Source organism: Microbacterium telephonicum, assembly GCF_003651225.1.
In the GTDB taxonomy this organism is placed as follows: domain Bacteria; phylum Actinomycetota; class Actinomycetes; order Actinomycetales; family Microbacteriaceae; genus Microbacterium; species Microbacterium telephonicum.
The window spans coordinates 66,733-80,863 of the sequence record NZ_RCDB01000004.1; the positions used below are offsets into that span (position 1 = coordinate 66,733).

Annotated in this window: 14 protein-coding genes and 2 pseudogenes; 8 read left to right on the forward strand and 8 right to left on the reverse strand. The window is 70.7% G+C overall.

Features of this window, described 5'->3' with window-relative positions; all coding sequences use genetic code 11:
- Positions 1-178 precede the first annotated feature (178 nt).
- Positions 179-646 carry a hypothetical protein gene (locus C7474_RS13790; protein WP_121060906.1) on the forward strand — a complete coding sequence of 156 codons (468 nt, stop codon included), beginning with the start codon at positions 179-181 and terminating at the stop codon, positions 644-646.
- 15 nt (positions 647-661) lie between these two features.
- On the opposite strand, the gene C7474_RS13795 is transcribed toward C7474_RS13790, so the two are convergent.
- Positions 662-1,939, reverse strand: a complete 1,278-nt coding sequence (locus C7474_RS13795; RefSeq protein WP_121060908.1) for an MFS transporter — start codon at positions 1,937-1,939, stop codon at positions 662-664.
- Positions 1,940-1,997: 58 nt separating this feature from the next.
- Between C7474_RS13795 and C7474_RS13800 the strand changes: the two genes are divergently transcribed.
- Positions 1,998-2,579 carry an ArsR/SmtB family transcription factor gene (locus C7474_RS13800; RefSeq protein WP_121060910.1) on the forward strand — a complete coding sequence of 194 codons (582 nt, stop codon included), beginning with the start codon at positions 1,998-2,000 and terminating at the stop codon, positions 2,577-2,579.
- 30 nt (positions 2,580-2,609) lie between these two features.
- Here C7474_RS13800 and C7474_RS13805 read toward each other — a convergent pair whose 3' ends face one another.
- On the reverse strand, positions 2,610-3,191 hold the full coding sequence (locus C7474_RS13805; protein ID WP_121060912.1) for a nitroreductase family protein: 582 nt from the start codon (positions 3,189-3,191) through the stop codon (positions 2,610-2,612).
- 199 nt (positions 3,192-3,390) lie between these two features.
- Between C7474_RS13805 and rraA the strand changes: the two genes are divergently transcribed.
- Positions 3,391-3,858 carry a ribonuclease E activity regulator RraA gene (gene rraA, locus C7474_RS13810; RefSeq protein ID WP_121060914.1) on the forward strand — a complete coding sequence of 156 codons (468 nt, stop codon included), beginning with the start codon at positions 3,391-3,393 and terminating at the stop codon, positions 3,856-3,858.
- 268 nt (positions 3,859-4,126) lie between these two features.
- Positions 4,127-4,507, forward strand: coding sequence for a VOC family protein (locus tag C7474_RS13815; RefSeq protein WP_121060916.1), 381 nt, complete (start codon positions 4,127-4,129; stop codon positions 4,505-4,507).
- Between the two features lie 12 nt (positions 4,508-4,519).
- Here the strand turns inward: C7474_RS13815 and C7474_RS13820 are convergent, their stop codons facing one another.
- The 4 genes and pseudogenes from C7474_RS13820 to C7474_RS13830 all read right to left on the reverse strand — a co-directional run bounded on the left by C7474_RS13820 (position 4,520) and on the right by C7474_RS13830 (position 8,650).
- Positions 4,520-5,632 (reverse strand): cell wall-binding repeat-containing protein, encoded by a 1,113-nt coding sequence (locus C7474_RS13820; RefSeq protein ID WP_241965271.1) that lies wholly within the window; start codon positions 5,630-5,632, stop codon positions 4,520-4,522.
- 237 nt (positions 5,633-5,869) lie between these two features.
- A pseudogene (locus C7474_RS15520) lies at positions 5,870-6,463 on the reverse strand (M23 family metallopeptidase); the annotation flags it as partial.
- 214 nt (positions 6,464-6,677) lie between these two features.
- Positions 6,678-7,769 carry an ABC transporter permease gene (locus C7474_RS13825; protein WP_121060920.1) on the reverse strand — a complete coding sequence of 364 codons (1,092 nt, stop codon included), beginning with the start codon at positions 7,767-7,769 and terminating at the stop codon, positions 6,678-6,680.
- Positions 7,766-8,650, reverse strand: coding sequence for an ABC transporter ATP-binding protein (locus C7474_RS13830; RefSeq protein ID WP_121060922.1), 885 nt, complete (start codon positions 8,648-8,650; stop codon positions 7,766-7,768). The genes C7474_RS13825 and C7474_RS13830 overlap by 4 nt, the downstream gene beginning before the upstream one ends.
- A 234-nt stretch (positions 8,651-8,884) precedes the next feature.
- Here C7474_RS13830 and C7474_RS13835 point away from each other — a divergent pair, with 234 nt between their 5' ends.
- The gene (locus C7474_RS13835) at positions 8,885-10,216 is read left to right on the forward strand and encodes a glycosyltransferase 87 family protein (RefSeq protein ID WP_158597354.1); all 1,332 of its coding nucleotides are present in this window, start codon (positions 8,885-8,887) and stop codon (positions 10,214-10,216) included.
- 36 nt (positions 10,217-10,252) lie between these two features.
- On the opposite strand, the gene C7474_RS13840 is transcribed toward C7474_RS13835, so the two are convergent.
- Positions 10,253-10,894 (reverse strand): response regulator, encoded by a 642-nt coding sequence (locus C7474_RS13840; RefSeq protein ID WP_241965288.1) that lies wholly within the window; start codon positions 10,892-10,894, stop codon positions 10,253-10,255.
- A gap of 44 nt (positions 10,895-10,938) precedes the next feature.
- Positions 10,939-12,246 carry a sensor histidine kinase gene (locus tag C7474_RS13845; protein ID WP_121060926.1) on the reverse strand — a complete coding sequence of 436 codons (1,308 nt, stop codon included), beginning with the start codon at positions 12,244-12,246 and terminating at the stop codon, positions 10,939-10,941.
- A gap of 142 nt (positions 12,247-12,388) precedes the next feature.
- On the opposite strand from C7474_RS13845, the gene C7474_RS13850 reads away from it, so the two are divergent.
- The 3 genes and pseudogenes from C7474_RS13850 (at position 12,389) to C7474_RS13860 (ending at position 14,046) form a co-directional block, all read left to right on the forward strand.
- Positions 12,389-12,946 (forward strand): NADPH-dependent FMN reductase, encoded by a 558-nt coding sequence (locus C7474_RS13850; protein ID WP_121060928.1) that lies wholly within the window; start codon positions 12,389-12,391, stop codon positions 12,944-12,946.
- 50 nt (positions 12,947-12,996) lie between these two features.
- Positions 12,997-13,236: pseudogene (locus tag C7474_RS13855) on the forward strand (dihydrofolate reductase family protein); the annotation flags it as partial.
- Positions 13,237-13,521: 285 nt separating this feature from the next.
- A complete protein-coding gene (locus tag C7474_RS13860) occupies positions 13,522-14,046 on the forward strand; it encodes a hypothetical protein (protein WP_241965272.1) in 525 nt (174 codons plus the stop codon).
- Positions 14,047-14,131 lie beyond the last annotated feature (85 nt).

The window sequence follows — 14,131 nt, forward strand, 5'->3', positions numbered from 1 at the left end:
GGCGCGTTCGCGAACGGTGGTTGCCGATCTACGTCGACTGTGCATCGGCGCAGCGGGTGAGTGCGAGAAACCCGCCGTGCGCCGAGAAACACCTGCGCCATGTGTTTCTCGCGCGGGAGGTGGTTTCTCGCCGTCGGTTCGCCCGGAGGGCGCCCGAGCGCGCCGCTACGCTCGGGGCATGCGCATCGCCTCGTTCGGCCGGCCCGTGTTCGTGCTCCAGTGGGTGCTCGCCGTGCTGCTGCCGATCTGGGTGTTCCTCGGACGCGGATTCGTCGGCGCCGAGATGGGCTGGATGGGCGTGCTCGGGTTCCTCTACGGCCCGATCGTCATCCTGTTGCTGCTCCTGCCGCCCGTGCTCGCGCTGTTCGACCCGATCGCCCGCCGTGGCCGCACGGTGCGCGTGATCTATGGCATCGCGATGATCGTGCAGTGGGTCGCGCTGCTGCTCGTGTCCATCACCATCCCGGATGCCGGCGACGGCGGTCCGCTCCGGCCCGCGCTCGCGGTCTGGACCGGGATGTCGCCCGAGGCCGTCGTCCCCTTCTTCACCGCCGGGATGCTGATCGCCTCGGCCGCCTGGTTCGCGACCCTGGCCGTCGCCGTCGCCGGCATCCTGCGCGGCCGCCGCGAGGCCCGCGAGGAGTAGCCGGCGCTCGGGGCGTCAGACCGCGGGGGCGGGCAGCTCGCGCGTGAGGAAGCGGCGGCGCAGCACGAACAGCGCCGACAGCAGCGCGCCGATCGCGCCGATCCACATGGTCGGGACGATGCCGAGGGTCTCGCCGAGCGCGCCGGCGGCGAGCGCCGCGAGTGGCATGACGCCCCACACACAGAAGCGGATCGACGCGTTCATACGGCCCAGCAGTCGCGGCGGGGTGATGCGCTGACGGAACGTCACCTGCGTGATGTTGTACAGCAGCACGAAGAACGAGCCGAGGAAGCTCTGCGCGAGCAGGATCGGCACCGCGAACGCCCCCGCGCCCGCCGCGGCGGGGATGAGCAGCGCGACGAGCGAGAAACCGATCGCCGAGACGGGGATCGACCGGGCCTCGCCGATCCACCGCGAGATGTGCGGCGTGGCCATGGCGCCCAGCAGGCCGCCGACCGACCCGGCGGCGAAGATGGCGCCCATCATCTCGGGGCCAAGTCCGAGGGTCCGCAGCACGAGCAGCGGCAGCAGCGTGAAGGTCACCGTGCTGAAGAAGTTCGACACCGTCGTCGTGCCGACGATCAGCCGCAGGTACGGGTTGCCGAACACCCAGGCCAGGCCCTCGCGCACCGAACGCACGAGGGGGTCGTGCGTTCCGGGTTCGGCGGGCACCTCGCGGTCGCGGGTGACCGAGAGCGCGCCGAGCGAGACGACGTAGGTCGCCGCCGTCGCCAGCAGCGCGAACGGCGCGGTGATGACCGCGATGAGCCACCCGCCCGCGGCGGGGCCGACGATGCCGGCGATCTGCGCCGTCGATTCGAGCTTGCCGTTGGCCTCGGCGATCTGCCGGCTCGGCACGAGCGAGGGCACGATCGACTGGTACGACACGTCGAAGAACACGGTCGCGACGCCCATGACCAGGGCGACGACGAGCATGTGCCACACCTGCAGCACGCCGAGCCACCACAGCAGCGGCAGCATCGCGAGCGCGACGGCCCGTACGCCGTCGGCGACGATCATCACGTGGCGCTTGCGCATCCGGTCGATCCAGGCGCCGGCGGGCAACCCGACGATGAGGAACGCGGCCGTTCCGGCGGCGTTGAGCAGACCGACCTCGAACTCGGTCGCGTGCAGGATCAGCACGGCGAGCACCGGCAGGGCGAGCTCGGTGATCTGTGCGCCGAACTGACTGAGGGCCTGGCCGCCCCACATCGTGAGGAAGTTGCGGTCGTGCCACAACGAGCGCGGTGCGGTGTCGGCGGGCGCGGCCGCATCCTCGAGCGATTGGGACATGTCGATCAGTATGGCGTAAGTGATTGAAGTCTGCCAATCACTTCGATACGGTGGGGCGATGAGCCTCGCGGATGCCGACCCGACCGTCACCGGCGACCCCACGGCATCCGCCGACGCAGCGGCCGCCGACACCGACGACGACGCGCGGGCGCAGGCGCTGGCCCGCGCGCTCAGCTCGCCGCTGCGGCTGCGCGTCCTCCGTCTGTGCGCGTTCGACGCCCGCACGAACAAGGAGATCGCGGAGCTGCTCGGGGTCAACCCCGGCACGATGCTGCACCACGTGCGCACCCTCGTCGAGGTGGGACTGCTCGCGGCGCAGGACGAGCGGGTCGGCGCACGCGGGGCGCGCGAGGTGCCCTACAGGGCGACGGGGCTGTCGTGGCGCGCCCCGCGGATGCCGAACCAGTCCATCGTGCTGCTGGAGACGATGCGGCAGCAGATGGAGGGGCTCGATCCGGAGTCGATCGACACGACGTGGCTGGGCCTGCGGCTGAACGCCGAGCACCTCGACGAGCTGCGGGACCGGCTGTACGGCCTGCTACAGGAGTTCAAGGAGCGCGGACCAGACCGGGACGGCGAGTCCTTCTCGCTGGTCACCGTCCTGCACCCCGACGACAATCCGCCGGGCGCCGCGGTCTGAGCGGCGTTCGGTGGATCGGCGAGCGGGTGCTCAGTCGTTCGCGATGAGCGATTCGCCGATGGGGCGACGCACGCGCGGGGCGAGCTCGCGCTCGCGCAGGGTCTCGGGAGCGGCGGCGATGTCGCCGAGCGCGCCGACGGCCATGACCGTCACCGCGGCGAGGTCTTCGCCGAAGCCGAACCGCTCGGCGATCGCGGCGCGGTCGAAGCCGCCCATCTGGTGGGTGTGCAGGCCCGACGCGTGCGCCTGCACGGTGAAGTGCGCGGCGGCCTGGCCGGTGTCGTAGGCGGCCCACGCGAGCGGCTTGCCGTCGAGCGAGGTCACGGTGGCGAACACGACGAGGGCGGCGGCATCCGCGGCCCAGGTCTGGTTGAAGCCCACCAGCGACGCGACGATCGCGGCGTGGGCCTCGCTGCCGCGGCGGGCGACGATGAAGCGCCACGGCTGGGAGTTGTTGGCCGAGGGGGCCCAGCGGGCGGCCTCGAGCGCGCTGGCGAGCGCGGCCTCGTCGATCGGGGTCGACGGGTCGAAGATGCGGGTGCTCCAGCGCTCGGCGAGAACGTCGAGGATCGGCGCGTCGGTGGTCGCGGGCTGGACGAGTGTGGTGCTCATGGCGTCTCCTTCAGATGAATCGGGACGGGACGCCGTCGGCCCGACCTATCCAACGGTATGCACCTCCGATGTGTTCCCGCTGGGTGCGAGACGTCCGCCGTCATAGAGGGAGGAGCGTCCTTGCCCGTCGCGGAAGAGTCGGAGTTCTTCTGCGACGGATGCCGGTGGGCGCCGCATCCGCCGCCGTTAGCGTGGCGGCATGACGATCGCCACGGCCGACCTGTACGACGAGCGCGGCGACGCGCTCGACTCTCTCGCGCTGCAGCTGCAGGACATCGGTGGGCGGGTCGCGTTCGACGGCCCGGTGCGCACCGTGCGGTGCCACCGTGACAACGCGCTCGTGAAGCAGGTGCTCGCGACGCCGGGCGGCGGGGCGGTGCTCGTCGTGGACGGCGGCGGGTCGCTCGAGTCGGCGCTGGTCGGCGATCTGATCGCGGCATCCGCCGTCGCGAACGGCTGGGCGGGGATCATCGTGCACGGTGCGATCCGCGACCGCGCCGCGATCGGGCAGCTTCCGCTGGGCGTCAAGGCGCTCGGCTCCAATCCGCGCAAGAGCGCGAAGGACGGCGTCGGCGAGCTCGACGTGCCGGTGACGATCGCCGGTGTGCAGTTCCGCCCCGGCGCGCACGTGTGGGCCGACGCCGACGGCGTACTCGTCGACCGCTGACTCGCGCCGCGCCGGACGGGCTTCGGGCGTTTCGACTCGCTCCGCTCGCTCAGCGACCGGGGGTGTGGGTGCGCTGACCCGTGCCGCAAGACCCCGCGACTTCGCCGGTTCCCCCGCGAGTTCGCCGCTCCGGCCGCGACCTCGCCGGCGATATCGGCGCGGAACCGGCGAAGTCGGCGCGGGACCGGCGAACTCGGCGTTCGGGGGAAGGGGTTGCGCGGGCCGGGGCGGCGGGTCACGGTGGAACCATCCACGGGAGGAGCACGTCATGATCGCCTTCGAGTCCGCCTTCGCCGGATTCTCCGTCGACGACATCGCCGCCGCGGAGACGTTCTACCGCGACACGCTCGGGCTGGAGGTGGTGCTGGGCGAGATGGGCATCCTCGAGATCACGCTGCCCGGCGGCTGGAACACCATCGCCTACCCGAAGGAGGATCACGTGCCGGCGACGTTCACGATCCTCAACCTCGTGGTGTCCGACATCGACGCCGCCGTCGACGCCCTGAACGCGGCCGGCGTCGAGACGAAGATCTACCGCGACCCCGACTTCGGCACCGACGAACGCGGCATCGCCCGCGGCAACGGCGGTCCCGAGATCGCGTGGTTCCGCGACCCCGCCGGGAACGTCATCTCGGTCATCGTCGACTGACGACTGCGCCGCTCACCGTGCGAGTTCAGCCAGACGTCTGGCGACGGTTTCACTGACGGCGTCTGCGGCACCCAGAAGAGAGACTCGGGCCGGCGAGAGCTGAGCGACCAGATCGGCGGTGTTCGAGGGTAGCGCGCCCTGCTGTGCGATCAACAGAGGGGCGACTGCCGCCGCGGCTGCCGCAGCCCCGGAGACCGCGTCCGGGAAGCGTTCGCCGCTTGCTACGTATACACGTTCCGCCGGCGCGATCCCGGTCGACCGCACGATGGCGGCGGACGTCCCGAACCGGTCGGCGCCTGATACCCGATCCACGGGAGAGCCCGTATGCGCCCAGATATGGTTCAAAGTGGCCGCCGAGATCGAGGCGGAGTCCCCGACGATCACGATCCGCTGAGGTCGGAGTCGCTTCAACTCAGTCATCGTCGCCGTCGGCACTTCGTCGCGAAGGGCGAGCACTACAGGGCCTTTGGCTGTTGCCGCTGCGCTGAGAGCATCGGGATAGTTGGCGCCAGTCGCGACGTAGACAAGGGCCTGACCTGGATCGAATGCCATCTCTGAAAGCATGGCCGCCGTCTGAAAGCGATCGACCCCACCGACGCGCCGTACCTCCGGCGCGAGAGCCTCGAGTCGGTCGGCGACGCTCGCCGAGATCGAAGCCGTCGACCCGACCACGACGATCTCACGTGGCTGGAGCCGTCGGATCTCCTGCTCGATGTCGACCGGCAAAGCGTCCCGTTCCGTGAGGAGCACTGGACCCGCGCCGCGGCTCGCGGCGGAGGCGGTTAGCGCGTCCGGGAAGTCTGCTCCGGTGGCGACCAGCACTCTGTCCACCGGCGCGACGAATGTTGCGGCCGAAATCATCGCAGACGTCTGGTACCGGTCGACACCCCCGTATCTCGTCACGGGGGTGGGCACCTGCACCGAGGTGCTGGATCGGACCTCTGGCCAGTAACCAGTGCGTCGTCCTTCGGAAACGACCGTCAGTTGGGCGCCGCGATCGGACTTCGTGACCAGATACTCGCGATTGGTCGCACCCGGGATACTGCTGCCGTCTCGTTTCCACTGATACGTGAAAGTGGCGACCGGTTGCCAATCGGCTACTTCCGCAGTGAGCACGTTCGCCACGTCGGGCAGCCCTTGGATTCTCGGCGCCGGAGTCGAACTGAACCTTTGGGGAGTGGGTGTGGTGGACGTCAGACAACACCCCCAGTTCCGGAAGATCACGTTCCCTGCGAGGTCATGCCAAGTGCCCTGGTGCAGCGCACTTCCCTGCCGGATCACATAGTCGCCGAACCGCATTCCGTCGACCGGGTGATAGGGTCGCTGCGTTCCGGGGCCGGGCTGGGGCGCATCGCCGTGGAGGATCGAAAGGTGGACGTGCGGGCCATTGGATGACCCCCCGCACGGAAGAGTGTTCCCCGCTTCGCCGAGGTAAGCCCCCGCGGGCACCCATTGACCGATGAGGTGCTCTTGAGCGCCCGCCAGGTGGTAGTACTCGGATTTCCACCCGCCGCCGTGGTCGATACCGAGAAACCAACCATTCGGGCATGTGACTCGATACACGCGTCCCTCGGCGACGGCGACCACGCGCCGGTTCGGACTAGACCCCGGCGCGAAATCCAACGCGCCCCATGCCGTTCCGTCGCTATCGCGGTGGGGCCCGCCCGCTGACCAGCGCTGACCCGGCTCGAATGGAAGATGCCAGATCGGGGCCGCCAGCCCACGAGACATCTGACGCGAAGGGAAATCCATCGGTTCGTCCCAGGGCTCGATCGTCAGCGGTTCGGTCGGACCGGAGTGGTCGTGAACATCTTCTTCGGGGTGAGGTGGGGTTGCACCCTCGTCCGGTGCGGGAGTCACCGGGGGCGTGGGAGTCGACGCTGCGGTCGCGGGTCCTGTCGGTGTCTGGACGTCGGCCGCTGCAGGAACAGGAGTCAGTGCGAGCGCGGCGACCATCGTCAGGGTGATGAAGACTGTGCGACGTGGGGGAGACAAGCGCGGACCTCCGGGACGGATCTCGACACGCTAGCGCGGTTGATCACGCGCTGCGAATGTCATCCACAGGTGGTTCCGCGACCCCGCCGGGAACGTCATCTCGGTCATCGTCGACTGACGACAGCGGGGTGGGCCGTCGCCCCGACGGCGACGACCCACCCCGCAACCGCGTGTGTCAGGCCTTCAGGGCGTCGCCGAGCTTGACGCGGGCACCCATGCGCAGGATCGAGTTCTCGTAGATCTTCGCGCCGATGACGATCGCGGCGACGCAGGTCGCGAGCAGCACGACGAGCGAGGCGAGCGGCTCCCACCACTGCGCTTCGCCGAGGAAGATGCGCACCGGCATCCCGACCGGCGCCGAGAACGGCACGTACGACAGGATCGTCATCACGACGGGGTTGTCGTTGAAGAAGATCACGAGGAAGTACGGCGCCATCACGAGCATCATCAGCGGCGTCGTGGTCGACCCGATGTCCTCCTGGCGCGAGACCATCGCGGCCGCCGCGGCGAACAGCGACGCCAGCAGCACGAAGCCGAACAGGAAGAACACCGCGAACCACACGAGCGGCGCGCCGAGACCGGCGAGCACCTCGGTCTGCCCCGTGACGGTGAGTCCGATCACCGCGATCGCCGCGAGTCCCAGGATCTGTCCCATCGCGAGGATGGTGTTGCCCACGACCTTGCCGGCCAGCAGCGCGCGCGTCGGGATCGCCGAGATGAGCAGCTCGACCACGCGCGTCTGCTTCTCCTCGACGACGGATTGCGCGATCGTCGCCCCGAAGTTGAGGGCGGCCGTGAAGAAGACCAGCCCGAACCCGAGCGCGACGAGGTAGCGCAGCGCCTCGTTGGTCTCATCGGGGTTGAGCAGCTCGACCGGCGGCGTGACGCTCAGCATTCCGACGAGCCCCGTCGGAGCGCTGTCGTCGGCGACGACGGTGTAGTCGAAGGGCGCCGGGCCGCCGGGGACGATCGCCGCGTCGACGTCGCCCGAGCGCACCAGCTCTTCGGCCTCGTCGGCGGAGGTGGCCTCGGTGAGTTCCACGGCCGAGTCCATCCCGCTGAGCACCGACGCCGTCTCGCTCGTCACGGCGACCTTCGTGCGCGAATCGGACTGCGCCGCGAAGCCGCCCCAGATCACGGCCACCAGTGCGATCGCGAACAGGATGCCGGTGGAGATCAGGAAGGCCTTGCTGCGCAGCTTCGAGCCGACCTCGCGTTCGGTGACGAGCCAGACGCTCTGGGCGAAGGAGGGGGATGAGGTGTTCACTGGATGACCTCCTTGAAGATCTGGGCGAGGGTCGGATGCCGGGGCGCGAAGCTCGCGACGTCGCCCGCGGCGACGGCGCGCTGCAGGATGCGCTGCACGGTCTCGTCGGTGTCGGCGTCGAACAGGGCGTAGCCGCCGTCGAACTCGAGCACCTCGACGCCCGCTTCGCCGCGCAGCCAGCCGGCGTCGCCGGTGGAGACGAGCTCGTAACGACGCTGCGCGTGCTCGGCGCGCAGTCCGTCGCGCGTCCCGGCGGCGCGGATGGTGCCGCCGGCGATGATGACGAGGTCGTCGCACAGCCGCTCGACGACGTCGAGCTGGTGCGACGAGAAGAGCACGCCCACCCCCTGGGCGGCCCGCGCCTGCAGCACGCCCGCGACGACGTCGACGGCGAGTGGGTCGAGGCCGGAGAACGGCTCGTCCAGGATGAGCACGCGCGGTTCGTGCACGAGCGCCGCGGCGATCTGCGCGCGCTGCTGGTTGCCGAGCGAGAGGGTCTCGATGTTGTCGTCGAGACGCTCGCCGAGGCCCAGTTCCTCGAGCAGGCCCGTCGCGCGGGTCGTGGCATCCGCCTTCGAGAAGCCGTGCAGGCGCGCGAGGTAGACGATGTGCTCGAGCACCTTCATCTTCGGGTACAGGCCGCGCTCTTCGGGCATGTAGCCGAAGCGGCGGCGGTCGCCCGACGTGACGGTGGTTCCGTCGAGTGTGACGGTGCCGGCATCCCGCGACAGCACGCCGAGCACGATGCGCATCGTCGTGGTCTTGCCGGCGCCGTTGCCCCCGACGAATCCGGTGAGCCGGCCGTCGGGCACGGTGAACCCGATGTCGTCGAGCACACGGCGCGTGCCGTAGCTCTTGGTGATCCCGGACAGTTCCAGCATCCGATCCTCCTGCGCTGTCGATGGTGCGGCTCGAGCCGAGTCCGACCATTCCCGACGCTACGGGCCCGGTGCCGCCCGGGTATCCCCCGCAGGGCGGGTTCTGCGTCTCCACCGCGCGGCGGAGCGGTGCGAGCCGGGGCCGGCTCCCACACGGACATCCGGCTCAGCCGATTCACAGCATCCGGCAATCTTCCGTCCATGCGGTGGCCAGACCACGGGTCTAGGCTCCCCGCTGTGACCGCTGCTACGGATCGTGTGCGACCCTTGTCCCGTCCCGGCGGAGTCTTCGACCGTGCGCGCGCGTTCGCCTTCACCCGACGCGGTCTCGTCACCGGCTGGGCGGCCCTGCATCTCGCCTACGCGCTGAGCCTGCTGCCGATCCTGCTCGTGGGCGGCACGGAGGGAGACCTGCCGCTTTACCGGCAGTGGGCGCAGGAGGCGCTGCACGGCGTCATCCCCGTCTTCGACGAGCCGTGGGTGTACCCCGCCGGCGCGCTCGTGCCGATCATGCTGTCGATCCTCGCGGGGCCGTGGGCGTTCCAGCTGGTCTGGCTCGTGCTGCTATCGGCCGGCAACCTCGCCGCCCTCGCGGCGATCACCGGCGGATTCCGCCGCCGCAGCGCCTACCCCGCTGCCTGGTACTGGCTGCTGATCGTGCTGCTGCTCGCGCCGGTCTCGATGCTGCGCCTCGAGGGCGCGGCCGCCCCGTTCGCGATCGCGGGACTCGTCTGGGTCGTCCGACGACCCGCCGTCGCGGGCGTGATGCTGGCCGCCGCGACGTGGATCAAGGTGTGGCCTGCCGCCCTGGCCGCGGCCGCGGTCACCGTCGCACGCACGCGGACGCGCATCATCGTGGGCGGTGTCGCCCTCAGCGCCGGGATCGTCGCGGTCGTCGCGATCGGCGGCGGCGCCGCCAACATCCTGAGCTTCGCGACGATCCAGACCGACCGGGCGCTCCAGCTCGAGGCCCCTGTCGCGACGCCGTGGGTGTGGGCGACGGTGCTCGGAATCCCGGGCGCCGAGATCCGTCAGAACTGGTACCTCGCGACGCGCGAGGTCGCCGGCCCCGGAGCGCACCTCGCCGCCGATCTCGTCGGCATCATGATGCCGATCTCGGTCGTCGTGCTCGTCGCCCTGCTATGGCTGGCGCGTTCGCGCGCTCAGCGTTCGGGCGTGCTCACGCCCGAACTGGAGCAGCGCCTGATCGTGCGCGGCGCGTTCGCGGTGACGGCGGCCCTGATCGTCTTCAACAAGGTGGGCTCGCCGCAGTACATGCTGTGGCTCGCGCCGGTCGTCGCCGTCGGTCTCGCGATCGACTACGAGGGGTGGCGCAAGCCCGCGACGTGGATGGCGCTGACCTGTCTGCTGACCACGCTGATCTTCCCGATCCTCTACCTGCCGCTCATCGACGCCGACCCGACCGCCGCCGGAATCCTGCTGCTGCGCAACGGGATCGTGATCGGCATGTTCGTGTGGAGCGTCGTCTGGCTCGTCAAGGCCGCGCTGCCCTCGCGGGCCGTCGCGCAGCCGGCATCCGCCCTGCTGCCGCAGCCCGCCGCCGTCTGACGCTCGCGGCAGTCGCCGACCCGGCACCGCCGGGCTTCAGGCCAGCCCGTTGCGGTGCGCGTAGACGACGGCCGCCACGCGGTCGCGCGCGCCGATCTTCTGCAGCACGTTCGACACGTGCGTCTTCACCGTCGCCTCGCCGATGTAGAGGCGCTGGGCGATCTCGGCGTTGCTCAGCGCCTGCGCGAGCAGATGGAGCACCTCCGATTCGCGTTCGGTGAGCTCGGCGGTGATCGTGACGGCCGCTCCCGTGGTCGCTGCCGATCCGGCCACGGATGCCGGTGCGGATGCGGGGGCGACGAAACGCTCGATGACGCGCTTGGTCACCTCGGGCGCCAGCAGGGCGTCGCCGGCGGCGGCGGCCCGCACCGCCGCGACGAGCTCCTCCGGGCCCGCGTTCTTCAGCAGGAATCCGCTCGCCCCCGCCGACAGCGCCTGGAACAGGTAGTCGTCGCGGTCGAACGTGGTCACGATGACGACGGATGCCGTCACCGCCGCGTCGGCGACGATCCGGCGGGTGGCCTCGATGCCGTCCATGTCGGGCATCTGCACGTCCATGCAGATGACGTCGGGCTGCAGTCGCGTCGCCGCGACGATCGCCGCGGCGCCGTCGGCGGCCTCGCCGACGACCTCGATGGCGTCGGCGCTGTCGAGGATCATGCGGAATCCGGCACGCATGACGGCGTGGTCGTCGACCAGCAGCACCCGGATCGCGTCGCCGCTCACGCGACCACTCCCGCGGCGGCGGATGCGGCGGCCGCGGCGATCGCGGCCGACCCGCCGTCGGTGTCGGGTGGCGGCGCGAGGGGCACGCGCACCCGCACGAGGAAGCCGCCGCGGTCGCGCGGCCCGACTTCGATCGTCCCGCCGGATGCGGCGGCGCGCTCGCGCATGCCGACGATGCCGAGCCCGGCACGGCCCGGCTGCACCCGTCCGGTGTTGGTGATCTCCACTTCGACGGCGGCATCCGTGTAGCGCAGCCGTACGTCGGCGACGGCATCCGCGGAACCATGGCGACGCGCGTTGGTGAGCGCCTCCTGCGTGATGCGGTAAAGGTTCACCTGCACGATCTCGGGCACCTCGCGCGGGTCGCCGACGATGTCGAAGCTCGTCGGCAGCCCGTTCTCGTTCGCGTGGACGACGAGGTCGGGGAGGGCCGTCAGGCGCAGCGTCGGGTCGTCGGGCGAGGCGGCATCCGGCGTGCGGAGGGTCTCGAGAAGCTGGCGCAGCTCCGCCAGGGCCGACCGGGCCGATTCCTCGACCCCGACCAGCGCCTGCCGTGCGGCCGCCGGGTCGCGGTCGAGCACCGTGCGGGCCGCCCCCGCCTGCACCCCCATCGCCGACACGTGGTGCGCGACGACGTCGTGCAGTTCGCGCGCGATGCGCACCCGGTCGAGGGCGACGGCCTGCGCCGCGGTCAGCTCCCGCTCCCGCTCCAGTTCGTCGGTGCGCGCGCGGAGCGCGGTCTGCTGCATCGCCTGCGCGTACGCGCGCTCGCCGAAGTAGTAGGCACCGCCGAAAAAGCCCGCGTTGACCAGGAAGTTCATGAGCATGTACGCGGCGAACGGCGAGAACAGTCCGGCGCGCGACAGCCCGCTCTCATCGTCGACCGTCGCCGCCTGGAAGGTGACGACGGTCAGCCAGACGAACATGCCGCCGATGACGATGAGGCGCACGAGCGTCGCGCGCCGCCGATCATCGACCCACGCGCCGACCGTGTACATCGCGATGAACACGGCGACGTTGCCGACGTACACCTCGGGGATGCGGAAGGTCACGCCGACGAAGAACGCGACCGCGACGACGAGCAGCACGACCTCGGGGAAGCGGCGCCGCACCGCCAACGGCAGCGTCAGGGCCGCGCCGTAGGCGAGCCCCCACATGAGATGGGGCACGTCATCGCCGTAGATCCCGGCGATCTGACCGAGCGCGACCGAGATCACCGCCGCGACGAACAGAACCCCGGCCAGCAGGATGTCTCCGCGCAGGCCCGCGGCCGTGGGCCGGGGGCGACGGGGCTGATCGGTCATTCCTCCACGGTAGGGCGCGCACGGCGGCTCGGCATCCGTCGTGCGGGGGAGAGCGCTACCGCGGTGCGGGCGCCGTCGCAAGACCCTGGTCCGCCGGCGGTGCGGGCGCGAGCATGGACGACGACCACCGGAGGAGGAACCCATGGCCACCTACACCGTCGGACTCATCGTCGGCTCGGCATCCGAGCCGTCACTCAACCGTCGCTACGCCGACGCCCTCGCGCGGTTCGGCGAGGAGGCGGGCCTCGACTTCCACGACATCCCGATCGGCGCGCTGCCGTTCTTCGGCACCCAGTTCGAGCAGGAGTTCCCGCCCGTCGGGGCCGACTTCAAGAAGGAGGTCGACGGCGTCGACGCGCTGCTGCTGGTGACTCCGGAGTACAACCGCTCGATCCCCGCCGTGCTCAAGAACGCGATCGACTGGGCGTCGCGTCCCGTCGGGGAGAACTCGTTCCCCGACAAGCCGGCCGCGGTCACCGGCGCCAGCAAGGGCGACATCTCCACGGCCGTCGCCCAGCACGAGCTGAAGGCGATCCTCGTGGGGCAGGGGGCGGTGGTGCTCGGAGCCCCGGAGGTCTACATCCATGTGGAGGAGGGGTTCTTCACCGACGACGGGGCGATCGCGGATGCCGACACGGCGGAGTTCCTGCGGGGGTTCCTGAAACGGTTCCACGAGCACATCCGGCGCAACCTCACCTGACTCGCCGTCCGGCGTCGCTGCACCGCGCCGCATCGATTCGAGGAGGAACCATGACCCGCGGCCGCATCGTCATCGACCTGTTCACGACGCTCGACGGCGTCGCCCAGGCGCCCGGAGGTCCCGACGAGGACACCTCGGGCGGATTCCCGTGGGGCGGGTGGCAGGCTCCCATCGACGACGACCTGGTGGGCGAACGGGTCGGGTCCGGCATCCGCCGCATGGATGCGCTGCTGCTCGGACGGCGCACGTACGACATCTTCGCGGCGTACTGGCCGCAGCGCACCGGTGGCGACGAGGGAGGCCGTGTCCGAGTGAGGCGGGACGCTGCGGCGCGCGGCCGCGGTGGTAGCTTTCGCCGCTCGTGAACGAGTCCGACGACGATCAGCCGCATCCCGGCCCGGCGGAGACACCGACGGGCGTGCTGCGCACCGTCAGCGGCGCCCACGCCGCGGCCGCATCCGCATCCGCCGCCGCGTCGGTCGCCACGGCGCGGGCGGATGCCGCGGTCGTGGCCGCGCAGAAGGCGCAGGAGACGACGATCCCAGGCCAAGCGCGACATCCCGGTCGGTGTGGTGATGGTCGGCATCGCCGCCGTCGCGTGGTGGCCGGCGTTCACGCTCGGCGCGTGGGGGGAGCTGTTCTTCGACTACCTGATGGGCCTGTGGGCGGCGTCGGTCGCCGCCTTCGCTTTCGTGCTCGTCGAGCGTCAGGCGTGGTGGCGGCGTGTGCTGCAGGCGATCGCGCTCGCGCTGCCGACGGTATGGCTGGTGATCAGCTTCACCGCGAACACCGACACCGAAGCCGACCTCGCGACGGCGATCGTGGTCCTCTCCGCGATCGCCGCGGTGATCATCGGCATCCCGTTCACGCTCGTCGTGCTCGTGCGCATCATCTGGCCCGACTTCCGCTCCGAGACGACGCGACGCCACCGGTGGCTCATCACGGCGGTCGTGGGCGGAGTGGTGCTGGCGTCGTACATCCTCGGCCTCAACCAGGCGAAGTTCCTGCACTGCGAGGACTTCGACATCAGCGGCAACTCCCGCCCGCCCGGCTGCGTCCCCTTCGACGATGCGACCCCCGCAGGTGCGACCGACGGGTGAGCCCGCCCCGGCGCACGCCCGCGCGCTCCGGGCATGTCACGCGATGTGCGCGTTCGGGGATGCTGCACGTGCCAGGTGAGTGACA